This is a genomic window from Rhizobium sp. 01T444 (genome assembly GCF_056398305.1).
Window position 1 is genome coordinate 328,209 of record NZ_JBFTPD010000002.1, and the last position, 18,693, is coordinate 346,901.

Below are 18,693 nucleotides of genomic sequence, written 5' to 3' on the forward strand. Positions count from 1 at the left end.
CCCGCTTAAGCATAGAACCGGTAGCCATCGGAGATTTCGCTGCCGAGCTTGTTGTTTTGAGCGACGAAATCCTCGAGAAACTCATGCAGACCCTGATCCATGACATCCTTTATCTTCAATGTCTGCAGCGTGGCGCGAATGGCATCCGCCGTATCATGTGCGGCCAGCCGCTCGCCGTAATCCTTGGCGATGTAACCGAGGTTGCTGACGATCTTCTCGTAGCTATAGGCGAGCGAACGCGGCATCTGACCGTTCAGGATCAGGAAGTCGGCAATGTTCATGGCGCGGTATTCGCCGTCATAGGCCCAGCTATAGGAACGGTGGGCGGAGACCGAACGCAGGATCGACTCCCACTGAACGTTGTCGACCGAAGAGCCTACCTGCGAGATCGAGGGCAGCAGCACGTAATATTTCACGTCGAGGATGCGGCTCGTATTGTCCGCACGTTCGATGAAGGTGCCGATGCGGGCGAAATTATAGAGCTCGTTGCGCAGCATCGAACCATGGAAGGCGCCGCGGATGAGGCCGGCGCGATGCTTGATGACATCGATGACCTCGGGCAGTTCTGCTGCCTTCAGTTTTTTCGACAGCAGTTCCTTGAGATCGATCCAGCATTCGTTGGTCGCTTCCCAGGTCTCCCGCGTCAGCGCGGTGCGCACCATGCGGGCGTTGTTGCGGCCGAAATCAATGCAGGACATGACGCTCGACGCGTTCTGGCGGTCGCGCAACATGTAGTCGATGACATCAGGACCGGTCAGCTTCGAATGGGTCTCGTCATAGAGTTCGCGCACGCCGGCGCTTTGCAGCACGCCGTCCCAATTGTCATCACCGGCGTCGCTGCGCGTCAGCGACATGCGCAGGCCGGCATCCACGAGACGTGCAATATTCTCGGCGCGCTCGATATACCGGAACATCCAGTAGAGCCCGTTTGCAGTTCTTCCGAGCATCAGTCCTCCAATACCCAGGTGTCTTTGGTGCCGCCGCCCTGGCTGGAATTGACCACCAGCGAGCCTTGCTTCAGCGCCACGCGGGTGAGCCCCCCCGGAATGATCTGCACCTTGTCGGAGACCAGCACGTAAGGGCGCAGGTCGACATGGCGGGGTGCGATACCCTTGTTGACGAGGATCGGAACGGTGGACAGCGAAAGTGTGGGCTGGGCAATGTAATTGCTGGGCTTTGCCTTCAGCTTCTCGGCGAAATCGACGCGTTCCTTCTTGGAAGCGGTCGGGCCGACGAGCATGCCGTAGCCGCCGGAGCCGTGCACTTCCTTGACGACCAGTTCTTCCAGGTGCTCCAGCACATATTTCAGGCTTGATGCTTCCGAACAGCGCCAGGTCGGCACGTTCTCGAGGATCGGCTTGCGGCCCGTATAGAACTCGACGATCTCGGGCATGTAGGAATAGATCGCCTTGTCGTCGGAAATACCGGTGCCGGGTGCATTGGCGATGGTGATATTGCCGGAGCGGTAGACATCCATGATGCCGGGAATGCCGAGGGCCGATTCCGGGCGGAAGGTGAGGGGATCGAGGAAGTCGTCGTCGACCCGGCGATAGAGCACATCGATCGCCTCATAGCCTCGCGTCGTGCGCATCTTCACCTTGCCGTCGATGACGCGGAGATCCGAGCCTTCGACGAGCTCGACACCCATCGTGTCGGCGAGGAAGGAATGTTCATAATAGGCGGAATTATAGATACCGGGCGTCAGAACGGCGACGCGCGGCTTGCCCTTGCAGCCGGGAGGTGCCAGCGAAGCCAGGCTCTGGCGCAGGAGATAGGGATAGTCCTCGACTCGCTGCACCTTGTTCTCATGGAAGAGCTCCGGGAACATCTGCATCATGGTTTCCCGGTTTTCCAGCATGTAGCTGACGCCCGAGGGCGTGCGGGCATTATCCTCCAGCACATAGAACTGGTCCTCGCCGGTGCGCACGATATCCGTGCCGACGATATGAGTGTAGACGCCGCCGGGCGGCCGGAAGCCGATCATCTCGGGCAGGAATGCAACGTTCTTTTCGATCAGCTCGCGCGGGATGCGGCCTGCGCGAATGATTTCCTGCTTGTGGTAGATATCATCGAGGAAAGCGTTGAGCGCGATCACCCGCTGCTCGATACCCTGAGCGAGCTTTCGCCATTCGCGGGCGGAGATGATGCGCGGGATAATGTCGAAGGGGATGAGCTTTTCGGAACTGTCGGCGTGGCCGTAAACCGCGAAGGTGATGCCGGTTTTGCGGAAGATGTTTTCAGCGTCGCGGGACTTTGAAATCAGATGTGCCCGGTCTTGGCTGTTGTACCACTCAAAGTATTTTTCATATGGCGTACGGGGACTTTCGTCTCCGGTGATCATTTCATCAAATGCCAAAGGTGTGGCTCCCCTTTTTTCTTCATTTGAATACAACGCAAAAGGCAATGCAAGAACCATGCACAGTTCGCATGGAAGATTCATAAAATCTTCTGCAGTGCGAAAAACCGGTGAAAAACTGGGCATTTATCAAAATCTGGCGCGAGGCGGATTCCTGTCAATCCTGACGTCGCGCACAAAAGATGAGCAGGTGATTATTTCCTGCCCGGGCGACGGATCAAACTCTGCCCGTGCCGGTGACCGAAGGACGGCCAAAAGAAAAGGGCCGGATCGCTCCGGCCCTCACTGATATCACTAGCTTAAGCGCGTTCGCGACGCGGGCCGCCGCCATTGCGGCCCTTGCGGCGCAGACCGCCATTGCCCTCGCGGCGTTGTTCGCCCTGCGGCTGCTGGTCGCCGTGATTGCGCGGCGGGCGGCCATGGACGTGCTGCTTGTTACCGCGATGATGACCGGTTGCCTCAGCCGGCTGAGCCAGGCGCTGCTGCTGATTGCGGGCAGGGCGGAAATCCGAGGTCGAAACCAGATCATTGTCCGGGCCGTGATCCGGAGCCTGCTCATTGCGGCGCTGGCCACGGAAATCCTGATTGCGGTTGTTGTGCTGAGGGCGCGCGCGGCGCTCTTCGCCGGCGCGCACTTCAGTGACGTCGCCATCGTTACGCGGACGGCGGTCACCATGGCCGGCGGGACGGCCGCCATTGCGGGTTTCGCTGCGTCCGCCTTCACGACGGCCACCTTCGCGACGCTCGCCACCTTCACCACGGCCACCTTCACCACGACCACCTGGGCCGCGCTGCTGGTTCTGGCCACGGCCGCGATTGTTGCTACGGGGAGCGGCACGCATGTCAGCCGGCGGTTCGCCGCTGGCAACGGCAATGTCGATACCCATCAGCTTTTCGATGTCGCGCAGCAGGCGGGCTTCGTCGGGTGCGCAGAAGGCAATCGCAATGCCGTCGCGGCCGGCACGGGCCGTGCGGCCGATGCGGTGGACGTAGGCTTCCGCCACTTCCGGCAGGTCGTAGTTGAAGACGTGGCTGACGGCAGGGATATCGATGCCGCGAGCGGCGACGTCGGTTGCGATCAGCGTCTTGATGGCGCCGTCGCGGAAGCCCTTCAGCGCACGTTCGCGCTGGCCCTGGCTCTTGTTGCCATGGATGGAGGCGACGGAATAGCCGACCTGCTCCAGATGCTTGGCGAGCTTTTCAGCGCCGTGCTTGGTGCGCAGGAAGACGATGGCGCGGCCATCAGGGTTTTCGGTCAGCGACTTCTTCAAGAGAACCGTCTTGTCGTTCTTGCCGGGAACGAAGTGCACATACTGCTCGACCTTGTCGGCAGCCTTGCCCGGAGGCGTCACTTGGACCGTAACCGGATCGGTCAGGTAGTCGCCGGCGAGATCGGCAATCGCCTTCGGCATGGTTGCCGAGAAGAGCATGGTCTGGCGGCGCTTCGGCACCATCTTGGCGATCTTGCGCAGGTCATGCACGAAGCCGAGATCGAGCATCTGGTCGGCTTCATCGAGCACGAGGTAGCGCACAGCCGTCAGTGTAATGGCATTGCGGTTGCAGAGATCAAGCAGGCGGCCGGGAGTGGCAACGAGGATGTCGGAGCCGCGCTCGAGTTGAAGCTGCTGCTTGTTGATGGAGACACCGCCGACGACGACGTTGATGCGCAGCGGCGACTTGCGGATGAAATTTCTGAGACTGTCGGCGATCTGGTTCACCAGTTCGCGTGTCGGCGCCAGGATCAGCGTGCGGACGGAGCGGTTGTCGGGACGCTTTTCTTCCTTGAGCAGGCGCTCGATGAGCGGCAGGCCGAAGGCGGCCGTCTTGCCGGTGCCGGTCTGGGCAAGGCCGATCAGGTCACGGCCCTGAATGAGGAGTGGGATAGCCTGTTCCTGGATGGGCGTCGGCGTTTCGATGCCGAGCTGGAACAGAGTGGCGACGACCGGCTTGGAGACACCGAGCGATTCAAAATTGGTCAAGTCATAACCTTTTAGGGCGCGCCAAACGAAAACGCCGGATCGCCGAATGCGGTCCGGTGTTAATCTGGCGTCAAGAACCCCGCGTGAAATGGGAACTTGTAAGTTGGAAAAAGCTTCCAGCGCGTCTTGCCGCTCTTGGGTGCGGCATTATCAGAATGCGCTCTGTCCTTCTTCAGCGTCTATCGCAGTGGCACGCTCACGCGGCGGCCGGAAGGTGAAAGCTGAGCGCCATGTGGTCTATTTCCCACTGAAAGTCAAGGGGATCGGCCGACAATGACCTCAGAGGGCATGGAAAGGACGAAATTTCCCGAGGCCGTCTCGGTGCCGTTGACGAGAATGACGATGCGATGCTCGCCGGGATAGTAGCGCCGCGTCGTGATCGGCCGCATGGCGTGGCGGCGCTGCACGATATGGTCTTCGCCCGCTTCCAGCGTGACGGTCTTCCATTTGAAGACCTTGGGAGAGAGCGAGCCGTCGGCCTTCACATGGTGGATCGCGTAGTCGATCATCAGGGATTGCGCGATATCGCCGGCATTGCGCAGGCGGATCTCGAAATCCAGCCCTTCGCCGAAAAGCACTGCCGGGTTCGCGAGCAGCAAATTGCACTCCAGCGAAGCGGCCGCGCCGAAGCCGAAGTTGGCGAGCGCCCGGGCATGGCCCTTTTTCAGAAGGGTGCGGGAAGCATGTTTCAGCAGCCAGCGGCGCTCGGCAGAAGCGCCTTCGATATGCTCGGCGATGAAGGACGCGACGAGATCCGGATGATTCTTGGCGATATCGTTCAGGCTGTTTGCCACTGAACGGCGAACATAGTCTTCGGGATCGTCCATCAGCGCAGTCAGAATCGGCAGGATGGGAGAAGGGTCCTTGATCAACTGCGGCAGGCGCATCGCCCAGGGCAGGCGCGGGCGGGTGCCTTCGCTCGCCAGCCGGCGGACATGGTGGTTGGCGTCATCGACCCAGCGAGCGATCGTCGCCAGCGCTCGCTGTTGATCCTGATGGATGAACTGGCGGATGCCGAACTCCGCCGTGAAATGCGGCGTCAGCGCTTTCAGAAGGTCAAGACCGATATCGAAATCTCTGATGCCGCGCGCCGCGATGAACTGATTGATGGGCAGCAGCATCCAGCCCGTCAGCCCAATCTTGCCGGTGGTCGGCAGGCTTGCAGCGAGAATGGCTGCCGCCTCGGGGAAGTTTTCGGGCAGGGTCGCAAAGAGCGCGTCGCGGATCAGTGCTGCGCGCTCCATGAGCTCCAGCGATTCGATGCCATCAGTTGCAAGTGCGGTGAAGCGGTCGCGGTCGAAGGAGGGCGCGTTGGCGGCGATGATCTCAGCCATCGCGCGTACGAGCGCCGGGTGGAGAAGGTTCTTGAGTGGTTCCGGCATCACATTCCTCCCTCGGGTCATGCGATGCATGGCCCGATGCTGGTGGGAGGTCAAGCGGAGCCGGGAAAGCCCTCAGCGCCTGCAGACTTCAATGCGATAGGGCTGGCCCCAGCGATCGTAACGCCATTCGGGATGGCAGTAGCGCGGACCGTAATAGGCGGGATAGGCCGGATAGTAGGCATAAGGTCGTGGATAATAAGCATAGGGTCCAGGGTAAGCGGGACGCGAGGCGATCGCTCCACCCACAACGCCGCCGACGACACCACCGGCAAGGCCGCCCCAGAAGGCATTGCCGGAATGGGCGTTTGCAGTCCCGGCCGTTGCCAGCGAAGCGCCGGCAAATGTCAGTGCAATCAGGCCCGCCGCCATTGTCTTATGAAGAACGGACATGTCGAATTCCTTTCGTGGTAGGCTCGTCATTGAAGCCATTGCCAGAATCGGCGCCGATCGCGGCGCGCTGATGGTCGCGCAAGCCGCGTCGGGATTAAATTTTCTCCATGCTTGACCATTGCCGGGCCGGGATCCACCCTGTGGCCCGGTGGCGGGTTTCTTGGTGAATCTTCAAATCATTTCAGTTTCGTGCAAGCCTTTATTGTCACTCTGATTCATCAACTTCATGAGCCGGCTTGGAATTTTTGCCAGTGGAATTTTATGGTTAACAGCTTGTTAAAAGCCTTGGCGTTATAGTTGTTCTAGGAGATATTTCGTTCATTGCGGGAGTGAAGATTTTTTGAATTTTACCGGGGAACTCTTGGAGCTGGCCTGCCGCCGGATCGCTGATCTGGATACCCCGGCCTATGTCAAAAACAGCGAACTCCGCTATGTCGCCGTCAACGAGGCCTATGCCCGCTTCTTTGGTCGCGAGATTTCCGATTTCATCGGGCGGCGCAGCCGCGAACTCTTCGACCGGCCGGAAGAAGAGGAGCGCGAGGATCGCGAACGCCGTGCGCTGGTGTTCGGTACGGAAGAGAGCGCCATTTCATTCGATGCCGCAGGCCTCAGCCATGAGCGCGTGCTGATCGAGAGCTTTTCGCCTTCCCAGGACCGGGCCTATGTGCTCGGCATCTTCGATGCACGCGAACCGCGCCGCGCCATTCCTGAGGTGGCGGATACGATGGCGACCGATCTCGGCCGCATCCGCGAGGCGCTCGAAAATCTCGATCATCCGATCGGCATCTTTGCCGATGACGGCCGGCCGCTGATCGTCAATGCCGCCTATCGGAGTGGCAGCAAGTATGCGCCTGATGGCAGCAGGTATGCGCCAGACGGCAGCAAGTCTGCGCCTGGTGGCAGCAAGCCTGCGCCTGTGGGTGAGACCGCCTGGCATGAAAGTGTGCGGGAGCGCGATCTGCTGCGCACCATCATGGAGGATCTCCCGGTCGCCGCCTTCGTGCGAGACGAGGACCACCGGCTGGTCTATGCGAACCAATATTACGAGACCTTCACCGGCCATGCCCGCTCCAAGGTGCTCGGCCTGACCGAGCACGACATGTTCGGGCAGGAGGCGGGTGAGGCGATCTACCGGGAAAACCTGCGGGCGCTGAAAAACGGCGCGCTGATCGAGGTCGAGAGCTACCTGCCGAATACCGACGGCGAAATCTTCCAGGTGATCTCCCGTGTCAACCGGGTCGTAACACCTGATGGCAAGCACTATGTCGTCGGCTCCTTCTCCGACATCACGCCCCTGAAGGCGCGCGAGAAGGAACTGATCGAGGCGCGCAAGCATGAGGAAGTGCTGCATCAGGAAATCGAGAGCATCCTGCGCTCGCTTCCGGTCGGCGTGCTCATCCTCGACAACGACCACACCATTCTCTACGTCAATGATGAGTTCTACAGCATCTGGGAGCTGCCGCTCGACGACCGTTTCGATGGGCGGCCGTTCATCGATGTCATCAAGCGCAATTACGAACTCGGCCGCTATGGTGAGACGCAGACACCGGAAGAGATCTACGGATTTCGCAAGGGGCTTTTCGAGGCTGATAATCCGGAGCCGATCGAGCTTGACTGGGCCGCGGGCAAGTCGGTCATTTTCGACAGCCGGCGCATTTCCAGCAACCGTATCCTGCTGACCTATTCCGATATTTCCTCGGTGCGTGAGCGCGAGAGGGAAATCCACGAGGCTCGTGCGGCGCTGGAAAATCTCGGCGAAATGATGCGCGATGCGACGCATGCCATGCCGCAGGGGCTTGCGATCGTCCAGGACGGCCTGATCAAGCTTTCCAATGACGGGCTAGCCGAGGTGCTGCGCATTCCGGCCGAACTGACGGAAGTTGGCCGGGAATGGATCGATCTCTTCCACTTCTGCGCCAATCGCGGCGATTTCCACGACCAGGCGGTCGAAACGCTGGAGGGGTGGCGTGCCAATATCGCCGCGCGTCAGCCGATCTCCACTGTCTTCCACGTCGGCGGCGAGCGCTGGGTGAACATGGAAGCCACCATCAGCGAACGGCAGCACTGGGTGGCACTATTCACTGACGTTACCGAGCTCAAACGGCGCGAGGAGGAACTGACGCAGCTTCTGTCGCGCGCCGAGGCCGCAGACCGCGCCAAGTCGGAATTCCTTGCCAATATGAGCCATGAGATCCGCACGCCGATGAACGGCGTGCTCGGCATGGCGGAACTGCTTGCCAAGACCAATCTCGATACCCGCCAGAAGACCTTCGTCGACATCATCGTCAAGTCGGGCAATGCGCTGCTCACGATCATCAACGACATCCTTGATTTCTCGAAGATCGATGCCGGGCAGATGAAGCTGCGCAAGGCGGCCTTCGATCTGATCGAGGCTGTCGAGGATGTGGCGACGCTGCTTTCCTCGCCCGCAGCCGAGAAGGATATCGAGCTTCTGGTGCGCGCGGCACCCGATCTGCCTGCAGCCGTCATCGGCGATGCCGGGCGTTTCCGCCAGATCGTTACGAACCTCGTCGGCAATGCGGTGAAATTCACGGAGCGCGGCCATGTCTTCGTCGATATCGGCTCGGAGCAATCCGCCGGCGGCGAGATCATGATCAGCATCCGCATCGAGGATACCGGCATCGGCATTCCGCCCGAGAAGGTGGAAACGGTCTTCGACAAATTCTCGCAGGTCGATGCCTCATCGACCCGGCGGCATGAGGGCACGGGCCTAGGCCTGGCAATCACCGCCGGTCTCGTCGATCTCTTCGGCGGTTACATCGATGTTGAAAGCGAATGGGGCAAGGGCTCGGTCTTTACCGTCAAGCTGCCTTTCGCCGTTGCCGCCGCCCGCATCGAGCCGAAGCCTTTGCCGATCAACGTGCAGGGTGCGCGCATCCTCGTCGTCGACGACAATGAGGTCAATCGCCGGATCCTCACCGAACAGCTCGGCCTCTGGGGCTTTGACGGCGTTGCCGCAGAGGGTGGCGCCACGGGCTTTGCCATTCTGGAGGCTGCCACTGATCTCGGCATCAAGGTCGATGCCGTCGTGCTCGATTATCATATGCCCGACATGAACGGCGCCGAAGTCGCCCGCCGCCTTCGCGCTGATAGCCGTTTCGTGGAGCTGCCGATCATCTTCCTGACCTCGATGGATATTTCCGGAACGGAGAAGGAGTTTGCGGCGCTGAACGGCCATGCGCATCTGATGAAACCGGCGCGCGCCAACTTGTTGCGCAATACGGTCGTCGAGGTGGTGCGGGCAAGCCGCGTCAAACAGGCCTCCGAGGCCGAGATTGCGCGGCTGCAGAAAGAGATCGAGGTGCCGCCGCCGGCACCCGCACCTGCACCTGCTCCGCAAAGACGAGCTGCCGATTTCGTCGATGTGCTCGTCGCCGAGGATAATGAGGTCAACCAGATCGTCTTCACGCAGATCCTGCAGGGAACCGGGCTTTCCTTCCTCGTCGTCAACAACGGCGAGGAAGCGGTGGAGGCCTGGGAGCGTCATACTCCGCGGCTGATCATGATGGATGTCTCGATGCCCGTCATGAACGGCCATCAGGCGACCAGGCTGATCCGCGAGAGGGAACAGGGGCAGGGGCATCGCGTGCCCGTTATCGGTGTCACCGCGCATGCGCTGGAAAGCGACCGCGAGCTTTGCCTCGATGCCGGCATGGACGATTACATGTCCAAGCCGATCAGCCCGGAACTTCTGGAAGACAAGATTCGCCAGTGGCTTGGTGGTGGCGAATTGCAGCCGGGCCGCTCCGGCTACTGAGGCTTTACCCCGCAGAGCATTTCCCGCTTGCCGGCGAACCCCTTGCGACGCTCGACAATAAAGCCGGCGGCCGCGAGATTGCGGCGCACGAAACCCGCGGCGGCATAGGTCGCGAAACTTCCGCCAGCAGCAGTCTTTTCGCAGACGAGACGCATCAGTTCTTCCGACCACATATCGCTGTTGCGCGATGGGGCGAAGCCGTCGAGATACCAGGCGTCGAATCCGGGAGCGGCTTCAGAAACCCCATCGATCGCACGGCCGCAGACGACGCTGAGCCTCGTCTGCTCATCCAGATCGAGCGAGACGATGCCTTTGGGAATATCCGGCCAGATGGCGGCGAGCGCCTGCCGCTCGGCATCGATTTCCGGCCAATGTGCCAGCGCGCGGTCGATTTCCGCGCGGCGCATCGGATAGAGCTCGAAGGACATGAAATGCAGATGCTGTCCGGGCTGGCGGTAGAGTTTCCATTGCCGCCAGGTCTCGGAAAAATTCAGCCCGGTGCCGAAGCCGAGTTCGCCAATGAGAAACGTTGGGTGGCCGCTCCATCGATCAGGCAGGCCGTTTCCCGAGAGGAAGACGTGGCCGCATTCCAGCCTTCCATCGGTCTGGCAATAAAAATGGTCGCCAAAGGCGGTCGAATAGGGCATATCGCCGTCGCGCCATTCGAGGGGCTGCGGCTTGCCCGCGCCGATCTGATCGGGATTGATGTCTGTCATGGAAAAAGCCGATAATCCCGCCCCGGCCTCGGGTCAATCATCGATCGATCTCCTCATTGTCGGCGGCGGCATTATGGGCCTGTGGGCAGCCGTTCATGCCGAGCGCCGCGGCATAAAAACGGTGCTTGCCGACGCCAGGCATCTCGGCAGTGGCGCAAGCGGCGGACTGCTCGGCGCCCTGATGCCGCATATGCCGAATCGCTGGTCGGAAAAGAAGCAGTTCCAGTTCGATGCGCTGGTTTCGCTGGAGGCGGAAATTGCCGCTATCGAGGAGGCGACCGGGCTCTCGGCCGGCTATCGGCGCTCCGGCCGGCTCATCCCGCTGCCGAAGCCGCATCTGCGCGAGATCGCCCTTGGCCATTCCAAGGATGCGGAGGCTCACTGGAGAGCGGGAGAGCGGCGTTTCCATTGGCATGTGCTGGATAGACCACCCGGTGAAGGCTGGATCGATCCGGCCGCTGGCGAGAGCGGTTTCGTGCATGACACGCTTGCCGCTCGTGTCGCGCCACGCTCGCTGGTGGCAGCACTTGTCGCCTTTCTGGGCAACGCAGGGCATGTGCGGATGCTGGAGAATACGGAAATAGCAGAGCTCGATCCGGCGCGGGGAACGGCCTCGATCGACGGCGGGACGATCGCCTTCGGCCGCTGCATCCTCGCAGCGGGATATCGCTCGTTTCCCTTTCTGGAAAAACTGACGCCCGGGTTGCGGAAACCTCTCGGGCAAGCCGTGAAAGGGCAGGCGGCGCTGCTTGCCGCCGATATCGACCCCGCCTTGCCGACAATCTTCCGCGATGGGCTCTATGTCGTCGCGCATGAGGGCGGGCATGTGGCTGTCGGCAGCACCAGCGAGAACAGCTTTGCCGATCCGTTTTCCACCGATGAGCAACTCGACGCGCTGATCGAAGCCGCCCGCGACATGGTTCCTGTGCTGCGCGATGCGTCTGTCATCGAGCGCTGGGCCGGATTGCGTCCCAAGGCGATCGACCGCGATCCAATGGTCGGCGCGCATCCGGAGAATCACAATCTCATCGCCCTGACGGGTGGTTTCAAGGTCAGTTTCGGGCTCGCGCATCGGCTGGCGGAAGCGGCGATATGCATTGCAAGCGATGCAAATGCAGAATTTTTGTTGCCGGAAAGCTTTGCAATTTCAAACCACATCACAATCTCTTCACGTTAAACGTGAATTAGAGGCCGCTCCGCTTCGTTATTCTGTCATGCAAATCACCTATCTGCTTGCGCATCGACGGCGCGGGACGTGATCCTGCGCTCATTTCATCCGATGGAGGAAATCGCATGCGCTATGCCATTTGCTTCACGCCCCCCGCGAGCGATCCGCTCTCGCATGTGGCGGCCAATTGGCTTGGCCGCAACGTATTTTCAGGCGATATGGTCGAGCCCCCGGCAATCCGCGGCCTCGGGATCCATGAGATCGCCTTTCATACGGCAGTGCCGCGTCGCTATGGGTTTCACGGCGTGCTGAAGGCCCCTTTCCACCTCTCGCCCGAGGTTTCCGAATCGCAACTGCTGCGCGATCTGATGCGCTTTTGCGGGACGCTTTCGCCCTTCCAGATTCCGCGTCTGGAAGTTGCGCGCCTCGGCACGTTCTACAGCCTGTCACCGATCCGTCCTTGCGATCAGGTTCACTACCTCGCATCTGCTATCGTCCAGGAGTTCGACCGGTTTCGTGCGCCGCTCTCCGAGGCGGATATCGAGCGCAGCGATCCGGATGGACTGTCGGCCGCGCAATTCACGAACCTGCATCGCTGGGGTAATCCCTACGTGATGGACGAGTTCCGCTTTCATATGCCGGTCACAGGTCCGGTCAACGCGGTCGACATGCCGCGTATCGAGCAGGCACTGCGGTCACTGTTCGATCCGGTGCTTGCCGAACCGGTGACGGTCTCGAATGTCGCGCTGATGATCGAGGAGGGCACCGGCGGCCCGTTCCGTGTGCACTCGCTGCATCCGATGGGCAAGGTCAGCGCGCGCAAAATCGCCTGAGGCGCGCGCCTCGGGCCGAAGGCCAGTTACGCACTTTTACGGCTCGACATTCCGCTCACGGATGCTACCGTTTCACCTGTCTTTTCAAAAGGTGATTTGATGGTATCCGAGACCTATCCGCGCAATCTCATCGGCTACGGGCGCAATACGCCCGATCCGAAGTGGCCCGGCGAGGCACGCGTCGCAGTGCAGTTCGTCATCAATTACGAGGAGGGCGGCGAGAGCTCCATCCTCGACGGCGATCCGGCTTCGGAAAACCTGCTGTCTGAAATCGTCGGCGCGCAGCCCTGGCCGAACCAGCGCAATCTCAACATGGAGTCGATCTACGAATACGGCTCCCGCGCCGGCTTCTGGCGGCTCTGGCGTCTTTTCACCGATCTCAAGGTGCAGGCGACCGTCTATGGCGTGACGCTTGCCATGGCCCGCAATCCGGAAGCGGTGGCCGCCATGAAGGAAGCGGGCTGGGAGATTGCCAGCCACGGCTACCGCTGGCTGGAATACAAGGATTTCCCCGAGGATCTGGAGCGCAAGCACATTCTCGAAGCCGTGCGTCTGCATACCGAGCTGACGGGTGAGCGGCCCTATGGCCTGTATCAGGGCAAGCCCTCCGACAATACGCTGAAGCTGGTGCAGGAGGAGGGCGGGTTCCTTTATTCGTCGGACTCTTATGCAGACGATCTGCCCTATTGGGTGAAGGGCATCGACGAAAATCCCTTCCTCATCATTCCCTATACGCTCGAAACCAACGACATGCGCTTTGCCACGCCGCAGGGCTTCAATTCCGGTGACCAGTTCTTCACCTACCTCAAGGACGCCTTCGATACGCTCTACGAGGAAGGCAAGGAGGGGAGTCCGAAGATGATGTCGGTCGGTCTGCACTGCCGTCTCGTCGGCCGGCCGGGACGCGTGGCGTCGCTGAGGCGCTTCATGGAATATGTGCTGAAGCACGACAAGGTCTGGATCCCTCACCGTATCGAGATCGCGCGGCACTGGCATGCGAACCACAAGCCGGAAACAGTCTGATGATTTCGCGCAACGAATTTGTATCCCGTTTCGGCGGGGTGTTCGAGCATTCGCCCTTCATCGCCGAGCGGGCTTATGACGATGGCTTCGTCGGCGACAAGCTGACGGTGGATCGTGTGCACACGGAGCTCGTCGCCATTTTCCGCGCCGCGAGCAGGGAGGAGCGCCTCGGCGTCTTGCGTGCTCATCCCGATCTTGCCGGGCGGCTGGCGATATCGGGTGAGCTGACTGAAGACAGCAAAAAGGAACAGGCTGGTGCCGGGCTCGACCGGTTGAGCCCTGCCGAGCATGCGCGTTTCACCGAGCTCAATTCCGCCTATACGCAGAAATTCGGCTTTCCCTTCATCATCGCGGTGAAGGGGCTGAACAAGGACGATATCCTTGCCGCTTTCGAAAAGCGGATCGACAATACCAGCGACGAAGAATTCGTGACTGCGGCAGCGCAGGTCGAAAAGATCGCGTTGCTGCGCCTGACATCCATGCTTCCGGAGACCTGAATGACCGCTACGACCGATACCAGCCTGCCAGCTTTCGCCACGGGCGCCATCAATCTTGCCTCGGCCCGTCTCGGCGCCAAAGGTCTCTACGCCACGGACGAATTCTTCGCGCCGCTGGAGCGCATGCTGCAGGATGTGCCGGCAAGCTTCGATCCGGATCTCTATGACGATAACGGCAAGTACATGGACGGCTGGGAAAGCCGTCGCAAGCGCGTTCCCGGCCATGACTGGGCAATCGTGAAGCTCGCCATGCCGGGTCGCATCTTTGGCTTCGATGTCGATACCAGCTATTTCACCGGCAACTATCCGCCGCATTGCTCGATCGAGGCGGCCTTCGTCGAGAGCGGCGATCCGACTGACGCGACCGCATGGACGGAAATCCTGCCCAAATCGCCGCTCGGCTCCAGCGCCCACCACTTCTTCGAGAATGCCGACAAGGAGAAGATCTGGACGCATCTTCGCCTGCATATTTACCCGGACGGTGGCGTGGCGCGTCTGCGCGTCTATGGCTCGGCCTATTTCGATTGGTCTAAGGTCGGCGCGGGCGAGGAGATCGACCTTGCCTATATCTTCAATGGCGCGAAGTCGCTTGCCTGGTCGGATGCGCATTACGGCCATCCCGACAAGCTGCTCGGCCCCGGCCGCGGCCTCAACATGGGCGACGGCTGGGAAACCAAGCGTCGTCGCGGCCCGGGTCACGACTGGGCGATCATCCGCCTCGGTCATGCCGGCACGATCAAGCGCGTGATCGTCGACACCGCCTTCTACAAGGGCAATTTCCCCGACACTTGCGAACTGTTCGGCGCCTATCTGCCTGATCTCGGCGATACGCTCTCGGAGGCCGATATTGCCGCTTCGGAAAACTGGAAGCCGATCCTTCCGCGCAGCAAGCTGCAGATGGATCACATCCATGAATATGGCAGCGATACGATCGCCGATATCGGCCCCATCACGCATGTGCGCTACGCCATGCATCCGGATGGCGGCACGATGCGCCTCAGGCTCTATGGGGTGAAGGCTTGAGTTCTTTCCTCTTTCAGCCACGTCCCTTATATTCGCGGCATCAGGGTTGACGCCGCGATGAGACCGTCGGAAGTGCTGGAAAAGAACAGGCAGGCGATCCGCGAAGCGACCAAACGCTTCAACGCGGCGAACCCGCGTGTCTTCGGCTCCGTTGCCCGCGGTGAGGATCGGCCGGATAGCGATCTGGATATTCTGGTGGATGCGCTGCCAGGCAGCACATTGCTGACGCTTGGTGGTTTGCAGGATGCTTTGGAGCAGATGATGATTGGCACGTCGATCCACTTGCTGACCCCCGGCGATTTTCCTGAATCGATCCGGACCCGGGTTCTTTCCGAGGCCAAGCCCATATGAACGAGAGCCGTATCCCGTATCTTCTGGAGCGGATGCGCTCGGCGGCGGCCGATGCTCATGCAATGATCGCAGATGTCAGCAAGCAGCGGTTTCTTGAGGATATCATTTTGCAGCGTGCCGTCGGGATGAGCCTCCTGATGGCATCGGAGACGGCTGCTCAATTGATGAGGATCCATCCTGAATTCGCTGTCGAGCACCCCGAGTTTCCCTGGGGTGCGATGCGCGGCATGCGTAACCGCATTGCCGATGGCTATTTCGACATTGATCTGGAGAAGGTCTGGGCGACAGCCAAAGACGACGTGCCTGATCTGCTCGACAGGCTTGATCTTGTCCGCCACTGGCGTGCGCAAGGCGAGTAGTCCCAATGTCCCGCTTTATTGACGTCTCTCGCCTTACCAAATCTGCCTTCGCCCCGTTCGGTGACGTGATCGAAGCCGATCCCACAAGCATGCGGCTGATCAATGGCGGCAACACCGAGCGTTTCCATGCGCTTGCCACGCCTGAAGCTGCAGGCGAGGGCGCTCGTATCATCATCAATCTCTTCCGTGGCCAGCCGCGCGGTTTTCCCTACGAGCTCGGCATGATGGAACGGCATCCGTTCGGCAGCCAGAGCTTCTCGCCGATATCAGGCCGTCCCTTCCTCGTCGTCGTTTCGGAAGATGAGGGCGGTCGTCCCGGTCGTCCGCAGGCCTTTCTCGCGCGCGGCGATCAGGGCGTCAATTACAGGCGCAATGTCTGGCACCATCCGCTGATGGCGCTCGGTGAGCCGAGCGATTTTCTCGTTGTCGATCGTGACGGGCCGGGCAACAATCTGGAAGAATTCTTTTTCGACGAACCCTTCATCATCAAAGAGCCAGGCCTATGACCGGACTGACCACTCATGTTCTCGATACTGCGCTGGGCAAGCCGGCACAGGGGTTGAGGATCGATCTCTTTCACATCGAGGGTGAGCTTCGCCACCTTATCAAGACGGTCGAGACCAATGCCGATGGTCGCGTCGATGGCGGACCGATCCTCACCGGCGAGAGCTTTCGTGCCGGCACCTACGAACTGCTCTTTCACGCCGGCGATTATCTGAGGGCAAATGGCACGCCTCTGCCGCATCCGGCCTTCCTCGATCTCGTGCCGATCCGCTTTGGCATTGCCGATATCGCGGCGCATTATCATGTGCCGCTGCTGATCTCGCCCTATGGCTATTCCACCTATCGCGGGAGCTGACATGCGCTTTGCCGCTATTGCCGATATCCATGGAAACTACCCCGCACTGGACGCTGTGCTGGCTGACATCGCTGCCCAAGGGATTACAGATATTGTCAATCTCGGCGATTGTTTCAGTGGCCCGCTGGAGGCGGGCAGGGTGGCCGACCGGCTGCTATCGCTCTCCATTCCGACCGTGCGCGGCAATCACGACCGCTATCTGATCGAAGGACCGCCGGAGGAGATGCATATCTCGGACGCTGCAGCCTATGCGCAGCTTGGTGCAGCCCATTTCGATTGGCTACGGTCGCTGCCGGTYGACCTGATCTACAGGGATGAGGTCTATCTCTGCCACGCGACGCCTAAGGATGACAACCTCTACTGGCTGGATATGGCCGTTGCCGACGGCAGCGTGGTGCTGCGGCCGCAGGCAGAGATCGAAGCGCTGGCGGAAGGTATCGAAAGCCCATTGATCCTGTGTGGTCACACGCATATTCCGCGCATGGCAGCACTTTCAGGCGGCCGTCTTATCGTCAATCCCGGCAGCGTCGGCGGCCCTGCCTATGACGATGACAAGCCCTATCCGCACAAGGTCGAAACCGGCCACGCGATGGCGAGCTATGCGGTGCTGGAAAAATCGGCCAGTGGATGGACGGCACAATTCCGCAATGTCCGATACGACAACATGGCGATGTCGGCACTGGCGGAAGCCAATGGACGCGCGGAGTGGGCATCCGCGCTCGCGACAGGCCGAATGCCGCCGCAATCTTACTGACGGCCGGCGATGATCGAGGAGTCGACATCCTTGATATCGCGTTTGCCGCACAGCGCCATGGTGACGTCCATTTCCTTACGGATGATCTCGAGCGCCAGCGTAACGCCGTCCTTGCCCATGGCGCCGAGGCCATAGAGGAAGGGGCGGCCGATATAGGTGCCGCGCGCCCCGAGTGCCACGGCCTTCAGCACATCCTGACCGGAGCGGATACCGCCATCCAGATGCACTTCGAGACGGTCGCCGACGGCATCGACGATCCGCGGCAGCATGCTGATCGTAGAGGGGGCGCCATCGAGTTGGCGGCCGCCATGATTGGAGACGATGATGGCGTCGACGCCGGTTTCGGCGGCCTGCCTCGCATCCTCGACATCGAGAATGCCCTTGATGATCAGCGGACCGCCCCATTGTTCCTTGATCCAGGCGACATCTTTCCACGATAGCTGCGGGTCGAATTGTTCATTCGCGAAGGTCGTGATCGAGGGAAGGTCGTCGAGGCCCTTGGCGTGGCCGAGGATGTTGCCGAAGCTGCGACGCTTCGTCTTCATCATCTCCATGCACCAGAAGGGGCGCGTCGCCATCTGCCAGATATGTTTCGGCGTGAATTTCGGCGGGGCCGAGAGACCGTTGCGCAGATCCTTGTGGCGCTGGCTGAGGATTTGCAGGTCGGCGGTCAGCACCAGCGCGGAGCATCTGGCTGCCTTGGCGCGGTTGATGAGGTCAAGCACGAAGCCCCTGTCACGCATGACATAGAGCTGGAACCAGAAGGGTTTCGTCGTGACGGAGGCGACATCCTCGATCGAGCAGATGCTCATGGTCGACAGCGTGAAGGGCACGCCGAATTCTTCCGCCGCGCGCGCCGCCAGCATTTCACCGTCGGCATGCTGCATGCCGGTCATGCCGGTGGGCGCAAGCGCCACCGGCATCGACACCTTCTGGCCGATCATCGTCGTCTCAAGCGTGCGGTTGGTCATGTCGACCAGCACCCGCTGGCGCAGCTTGATGTCCCGAAAGTCGGCTTCGTTGGCGGCGTAGGTCGATTCCGTCCAGGCGCCGGAATCCGCATAGTCGAAGAACATCTTCGGGACGCGGCGCTGAGCCATTTTCTTGAGATCGGCGATGGTCAGCGGCTTGGCCATGGATCGAACCTTCACATCTGGTGATGTGGTCGAATACCACGCTTTCTCTTTCTCTGGTATTTGATTTCAGAGGAGTTTTACCATCAAGC

Annotated in this window: 19 protein-coding genes; 12 read left to right on the forward strand and 7 right to left on the reverse strand. The window is 60.6% G+C overall.

Annotation, left to right across the window (positions count from 1 at the left end):
* Positions 1 to 5 precede the first annotated feature (5 nt).
* Together AC1DTN_RS04375 and AC1DTN_RS04380 are read right to left on the reverse strand one after the other, a co-directional pair.
* Positions 6 to 947: an alpha-E domain-containing protein gene (locus AC1DTN_RS04375; RefSeq protein WP_113185317.1), complete on the reverse strand. Its 942-nt coding sequence runs from the start codon at positions 945 to 947 to the stop codon at positions 6 to 8.
* Positions 947 to 2,356, reverse strand: a complete 1,410-nt coding sequence (locus AC1DTN_RS04380; RefSeq protein ID WP_113185316.1) for a circularly permuted type 2 ATP-grasp protein — start codon at positions 2,354 to 2,356, stop codon at positions 947 to 949. Before AC1DTN_RS04380 ends, AC1DTN_RS04375 begins: the two co-directional genes overlap by 1 nt.
* On the opposite strand from AC1DTN_RS04380, the gene AC1DTN_RS04385 reads away from it, so the two are divergent.
* Positions 2,334 to 2,645 (forward strand): hypothetical protein, encoded by a 312-nt coding sequence (locus AC1DTN_RS04385; RefSeq protein WP_442207047.1) that lies wholly within the window; start codon positions 2,334 to 2,336, stop codon positions 2,643 to 2,645. The genes AC1DTN_RS04380 and AC1DTN_RS04385 overlap by 23 nt on opposite strands.
* 10 nt (positions 2,646 to 2,655) lie before the next feature.
* Here AC1DTN_RS04385 and AC1DTN_RS04390 read toward each other — a convergent pair whose 3' ends face one another.
* From AC1DTN_RS04390 to AC1DTN_RS04400, 3 genes are all read right to left on the reverse strand, one after another.
* Positions 2,656 to 4,383 (reverse strand): DEAD/DEAH box helicase, encoded by a 1,728-nt coding sequence (locus tag AC1DTN_RS04390; protein WP_477920068.1) that lies wholly within the window; start codon positions 4,381 to 4,383, stop codon positions 2,656 to 2,658.
* Between the two features lie 206 nt (positions 4,384 to 4,589).
* Positions 4,590 to 5,717 (reverse strand): DNA alkylation repair protein, encoded by a 1,128-nt coding sequence (locus tag AC1DTN_RS04395; protein ID WP_439016132.1) that lies wholly within the window; start codon positions 5,715 to 5,717, stop codon positions 4,590 to 4,592.
* A gap of 72 nt (positions 5,718 to 5,789) precedes the next feature.
* Positions 5,790 to 6,107, reverse strand: a complete 318-nt coding sequence (locus AC1DTN_RS04400) for a hypothetical protein (RefSeq protein WP_439016131.1) — start codon at positions 6,105 to 6,107, stop codon at positions 5,790 to 5,792.
* 340 nt (positions 6,108 to 6,447) lie between these two features.
* Between AC1DTN_RS04400 and AC1DTN_RS04405 the strand changes: the two genes are divergently transcribed.
* Positions 6,448 to 9,885 (forward strand): response regulator, encoded by a 3,438-nt coding sequence (locus AC1DTN_RS04405; RefSeq protein WP_442207046.1) that lies wholly within the window; start codon positions 6,448 to 6,450, stop codon positions 9,883 to 9,885.
* Here the strand turns inward: AC1DTN_RS04405 and mnmC2 are convergent.
* Complete coding sequence (gene mnmC2, locus AC1DTN_RS04410) at positions 9,879 to 10,601, reverse strand: tRNA (5-methylaminomethyl-2-thiouridine)(34)-methyltransferase MnmC2 (RefSeq protein ID WP_439016129.1); 723 nt, start codon at positions 10,599 to 10,601, stop codon at positions 9,879 to 9,881. The genes AC1DTN_RS04405 and mnmC2 overlap by 7 nt on opposite strands.
* Here mnmC2 and AC1DTN_RS04415 point away from each other — a divergent pair.
* The 10 genes from AC1DTN_RS04415 (at position 10,600) to AC1DTN_RS04460 (ending at position 17,468) form a co-directional block, all read left to right on the forward strand.
* Positions 10,600 to 11,778 carry an NAD(P)/FAD-dependent oxidoreductase gene (locus AC1DTN_RS04415; RefSeq protein WP_442207045.1) on the forward strand — a complete coding sequence of 393 codons (1,179 nt, stop codon included), beginning with the start codon at positions 10,600 to 10,602 and terminating at the stop codon, positions 11,776 to 11,778. The two genes, mnmC2 and AC1DTN_RS04415, sit on opposite strands and share 2 nt — an antisense overlap.
* A gap of 116 nt (positions 11,779 to 11,894) precedes the next feature.
* Entirely contained in the window at positions 11,895 to 12,602 is a 708-nt protein-coding gene (locus AC1DTN_RS04420; RefSeq protein ID WP_310386749.1) for a DUF1045 domain-containing protein, read from the forward strand.
* A 99-nt stretch (positions 12,603 to 12,701) separates the two neighbouring features.
* Complete coding sequence (gene puuE, locus AC1DTN_RS04425) at positions 12,702 to 13,625, forward strand: allantoinase PuuE (protein WP_442207044.1); 924 nt, start codon at positions 12,702 to 12,704, stop codon at positions 13,623 to 13,625.
* Positions 13,625 to 14,122, forward strand: coding sequence for a 2-oxo-4-hydroxy-4-carboxy-5-ureidoimidazoline decarboxylase (gene uraD, locus AC1DTN_RS04430; RefSeq protein ID WP_442207043.1), 498 nt, complete (start codon positions 13,625 to 13,627; stop codon positions 14,120 to 14,122). The genes puuE and uraD overlap by 1 nt, the downstream gene beginning before the upstream one ends.
* Positions 14,123 to 15,145, forward strand: a complete 1,023-nt coding sequence (gene alc, locus AC1DTN_RS04435; protein WP_310386754.1) for an allantoicase — start codon at positions 14,123 to 14,125, stop codon at positions 15,143 to 15,145. It abuts the gene before it with no gap.
* Positions 15,146 to 15,202: 57 nt separating this feature from the next.
* On the forward strand, positions 15,203 to 15,496 hold the full coding sequence (locus tag AC1DTN_RS04440; protein ID WP_442207042.1) for a nucleotidyltransferase family protein: 294 nt from the start codon (positions 15,203 to 15,205) through the stop codon (positions 15,494 to 15,496).
* Complete coding sequence (locus AC1DTN_RS04445; RefSeq protein ID WP_113323248.1) at positions 15,493 to 15,855, forward strand: HepT-like ribonuclease domain-containing protein; 363 nt, start codon at positions 15,493 to 15,495, stop codon at positions 15,853 to 15,855. The genes AC1DTN_RS04440 and AC1DTN_RS04445 overlap by 4 nt, the downstream gene beginning before the upstream one ends.
* A gap of 5 nt (positions 15,856 to 15,860) precedes the next feature.
* A complete protein-coding gene (locus AC1DTN_RS04450; protein WP_442207040.1) occupies positions 15,861 to 16,361 on the forward strand; it encodes an ureidoglycolate lyase in 501 nt (166 codons plus the stop codon).
* On the forward strand, positions 16,358 to 16,714 hold the full coding sequence (gene uraH / locus AC1DTN_RS04455) for a hydroxyisourate hydrolase (protein WP_113323246.1): 357 nt from the start codon (positions 16,358 to 16,360) through the stop codon (positions 16,712 to 16,714). The genes AC1DTN_RS04450 and uraH overlap by 4 nt, the downstream gene beginning before the upstream one ends.
* 1 nt (position 16,715) lies before the next feature.
* Positions 16,716 to 17,468 carry a metallophosphoesterase family protein gene (locus tag AC1DTN_RS04460; RefSeq protein ID WP_113323245.1) on the forward strand — a complete coding sequence of 251 codons (753 nt, stop codon included), beginning with the start codon at positions 16,716 to 16,718 and terminating at the stop codon, positions 17,466 to 17,468.
* Here the strand turns inward: AC1DTN_RS04460 and AC1DTN_RS04465 are convergent.
* Complete coding sequence (locus AC1DTN_RS04465; RefSeq protein WP_442207039.1) at positions 17,462 to 18,604, reverse strand: alpha-hydroxy acid oxidase; 1,143 nt, start codon at positions 18,602 to 18,604, stop codon at positions 17,462 to 17,464. The genes AC1DTN_RS04460 and AC1DTN_RS04465 overlap by 7 nt on opposite strands.
* Positions 18,605 to 18,693 lie beyond the last annotated feature (89 nt).

Coding starts and splice junctions, on each gene's coding strand:
- AC1DTN_RS04415 (WP_442207045.1), top strand. CDS start 10,600: ATGGAAAAAGCCGATAATCCCGCCCCGGCCTCGGGTCAATCATCGATC.
- AC1DTN_RS04400 (WP_439016131.1), bottom strand. CDS start 6,107: ATGTCCGTTCTTCATAAGACAATGGCGGCGGGCCTGATTGCACTGACA.
- AC1DTN_RS04450 (WP_442207040.1), top strand. CDS start 15,861: ATGTCCCGCTTTATTGACGTCTCTCGCCTTACCAAATCTGCCTTCGCC.
- puuE (WP_442207044.1), top strand. CDS start 12,702: ATGGTATCCGAGACCTATCCGCGCAATCTCATCGGCTACGGGCGCAAT.
- AC1DTN_RS04465 (WP_442207039.1), bottom strand. CDS start 18,604: ATGGCCAAGCCGCTGACCATCGCCGATCTCAAGAAAATGGCTCAGCGC.
- uraH (WP_113323246.1), top strand. CDS start 16,358: ATGACCGGACTGACCACTCATGTTCTCGATACTGCGCTGGGCAAGCCG.
- mnmC2 (WP_439016129.1), bottom strand. CDS start 10,601: ATGACAGACATCAATCCCGATCAGATCGGCGCGGGCAAGCCGCAGCCC.
- AC1DTN_RS04395 (WP_439016132.1), bottom strand. CDS start 5,717: ATGCCGGAACCACTCAAGAACCTTCTCCACCCGGCGCTCGTACGCGCG.
- AC1DTN_RS04445 (WP_113323248.1), top strand. CDS start 15,493: ATGAACGAGAGCCGTATCCCGTATCTTCTGGAGCGGATGCGCTCGGCG.
- alc (WP_310386754.1), top strand. CDS start 14,123: ATGACCGCTACGACCGATACCAGCCTGCCAGCTTTCGCCACGGGCGCC.
- uraD (WP_442207043.1), top strand. CDS start 13,625: ATGATTTCGCGCAACGAATTTGTATCCCGTTTCGGCGGGGTGTTCGAG.
- AC1DTN_RS04440 (WP_442207042.1), top strand. CDS start 15,203: ATGAGACCGTCGGAAGTGCTGGAAAAGAACAGGCAGGCGATCCGCGAA.
- AC1DTN_RS04420 (WP_310386749.1), top strand. CDS start 11,895: ATGCGCTATGCCATTTGCTTCACGCCCCCCGCGAGCGATCCGCTCTCG.
- AC1DTN_RS04375 (WP_113185317.1), bottom strand. CDS start 947: ATGCTCGGAAGAACTGCAAACGGGCTCTACTGGATGTTCCGGTATATC.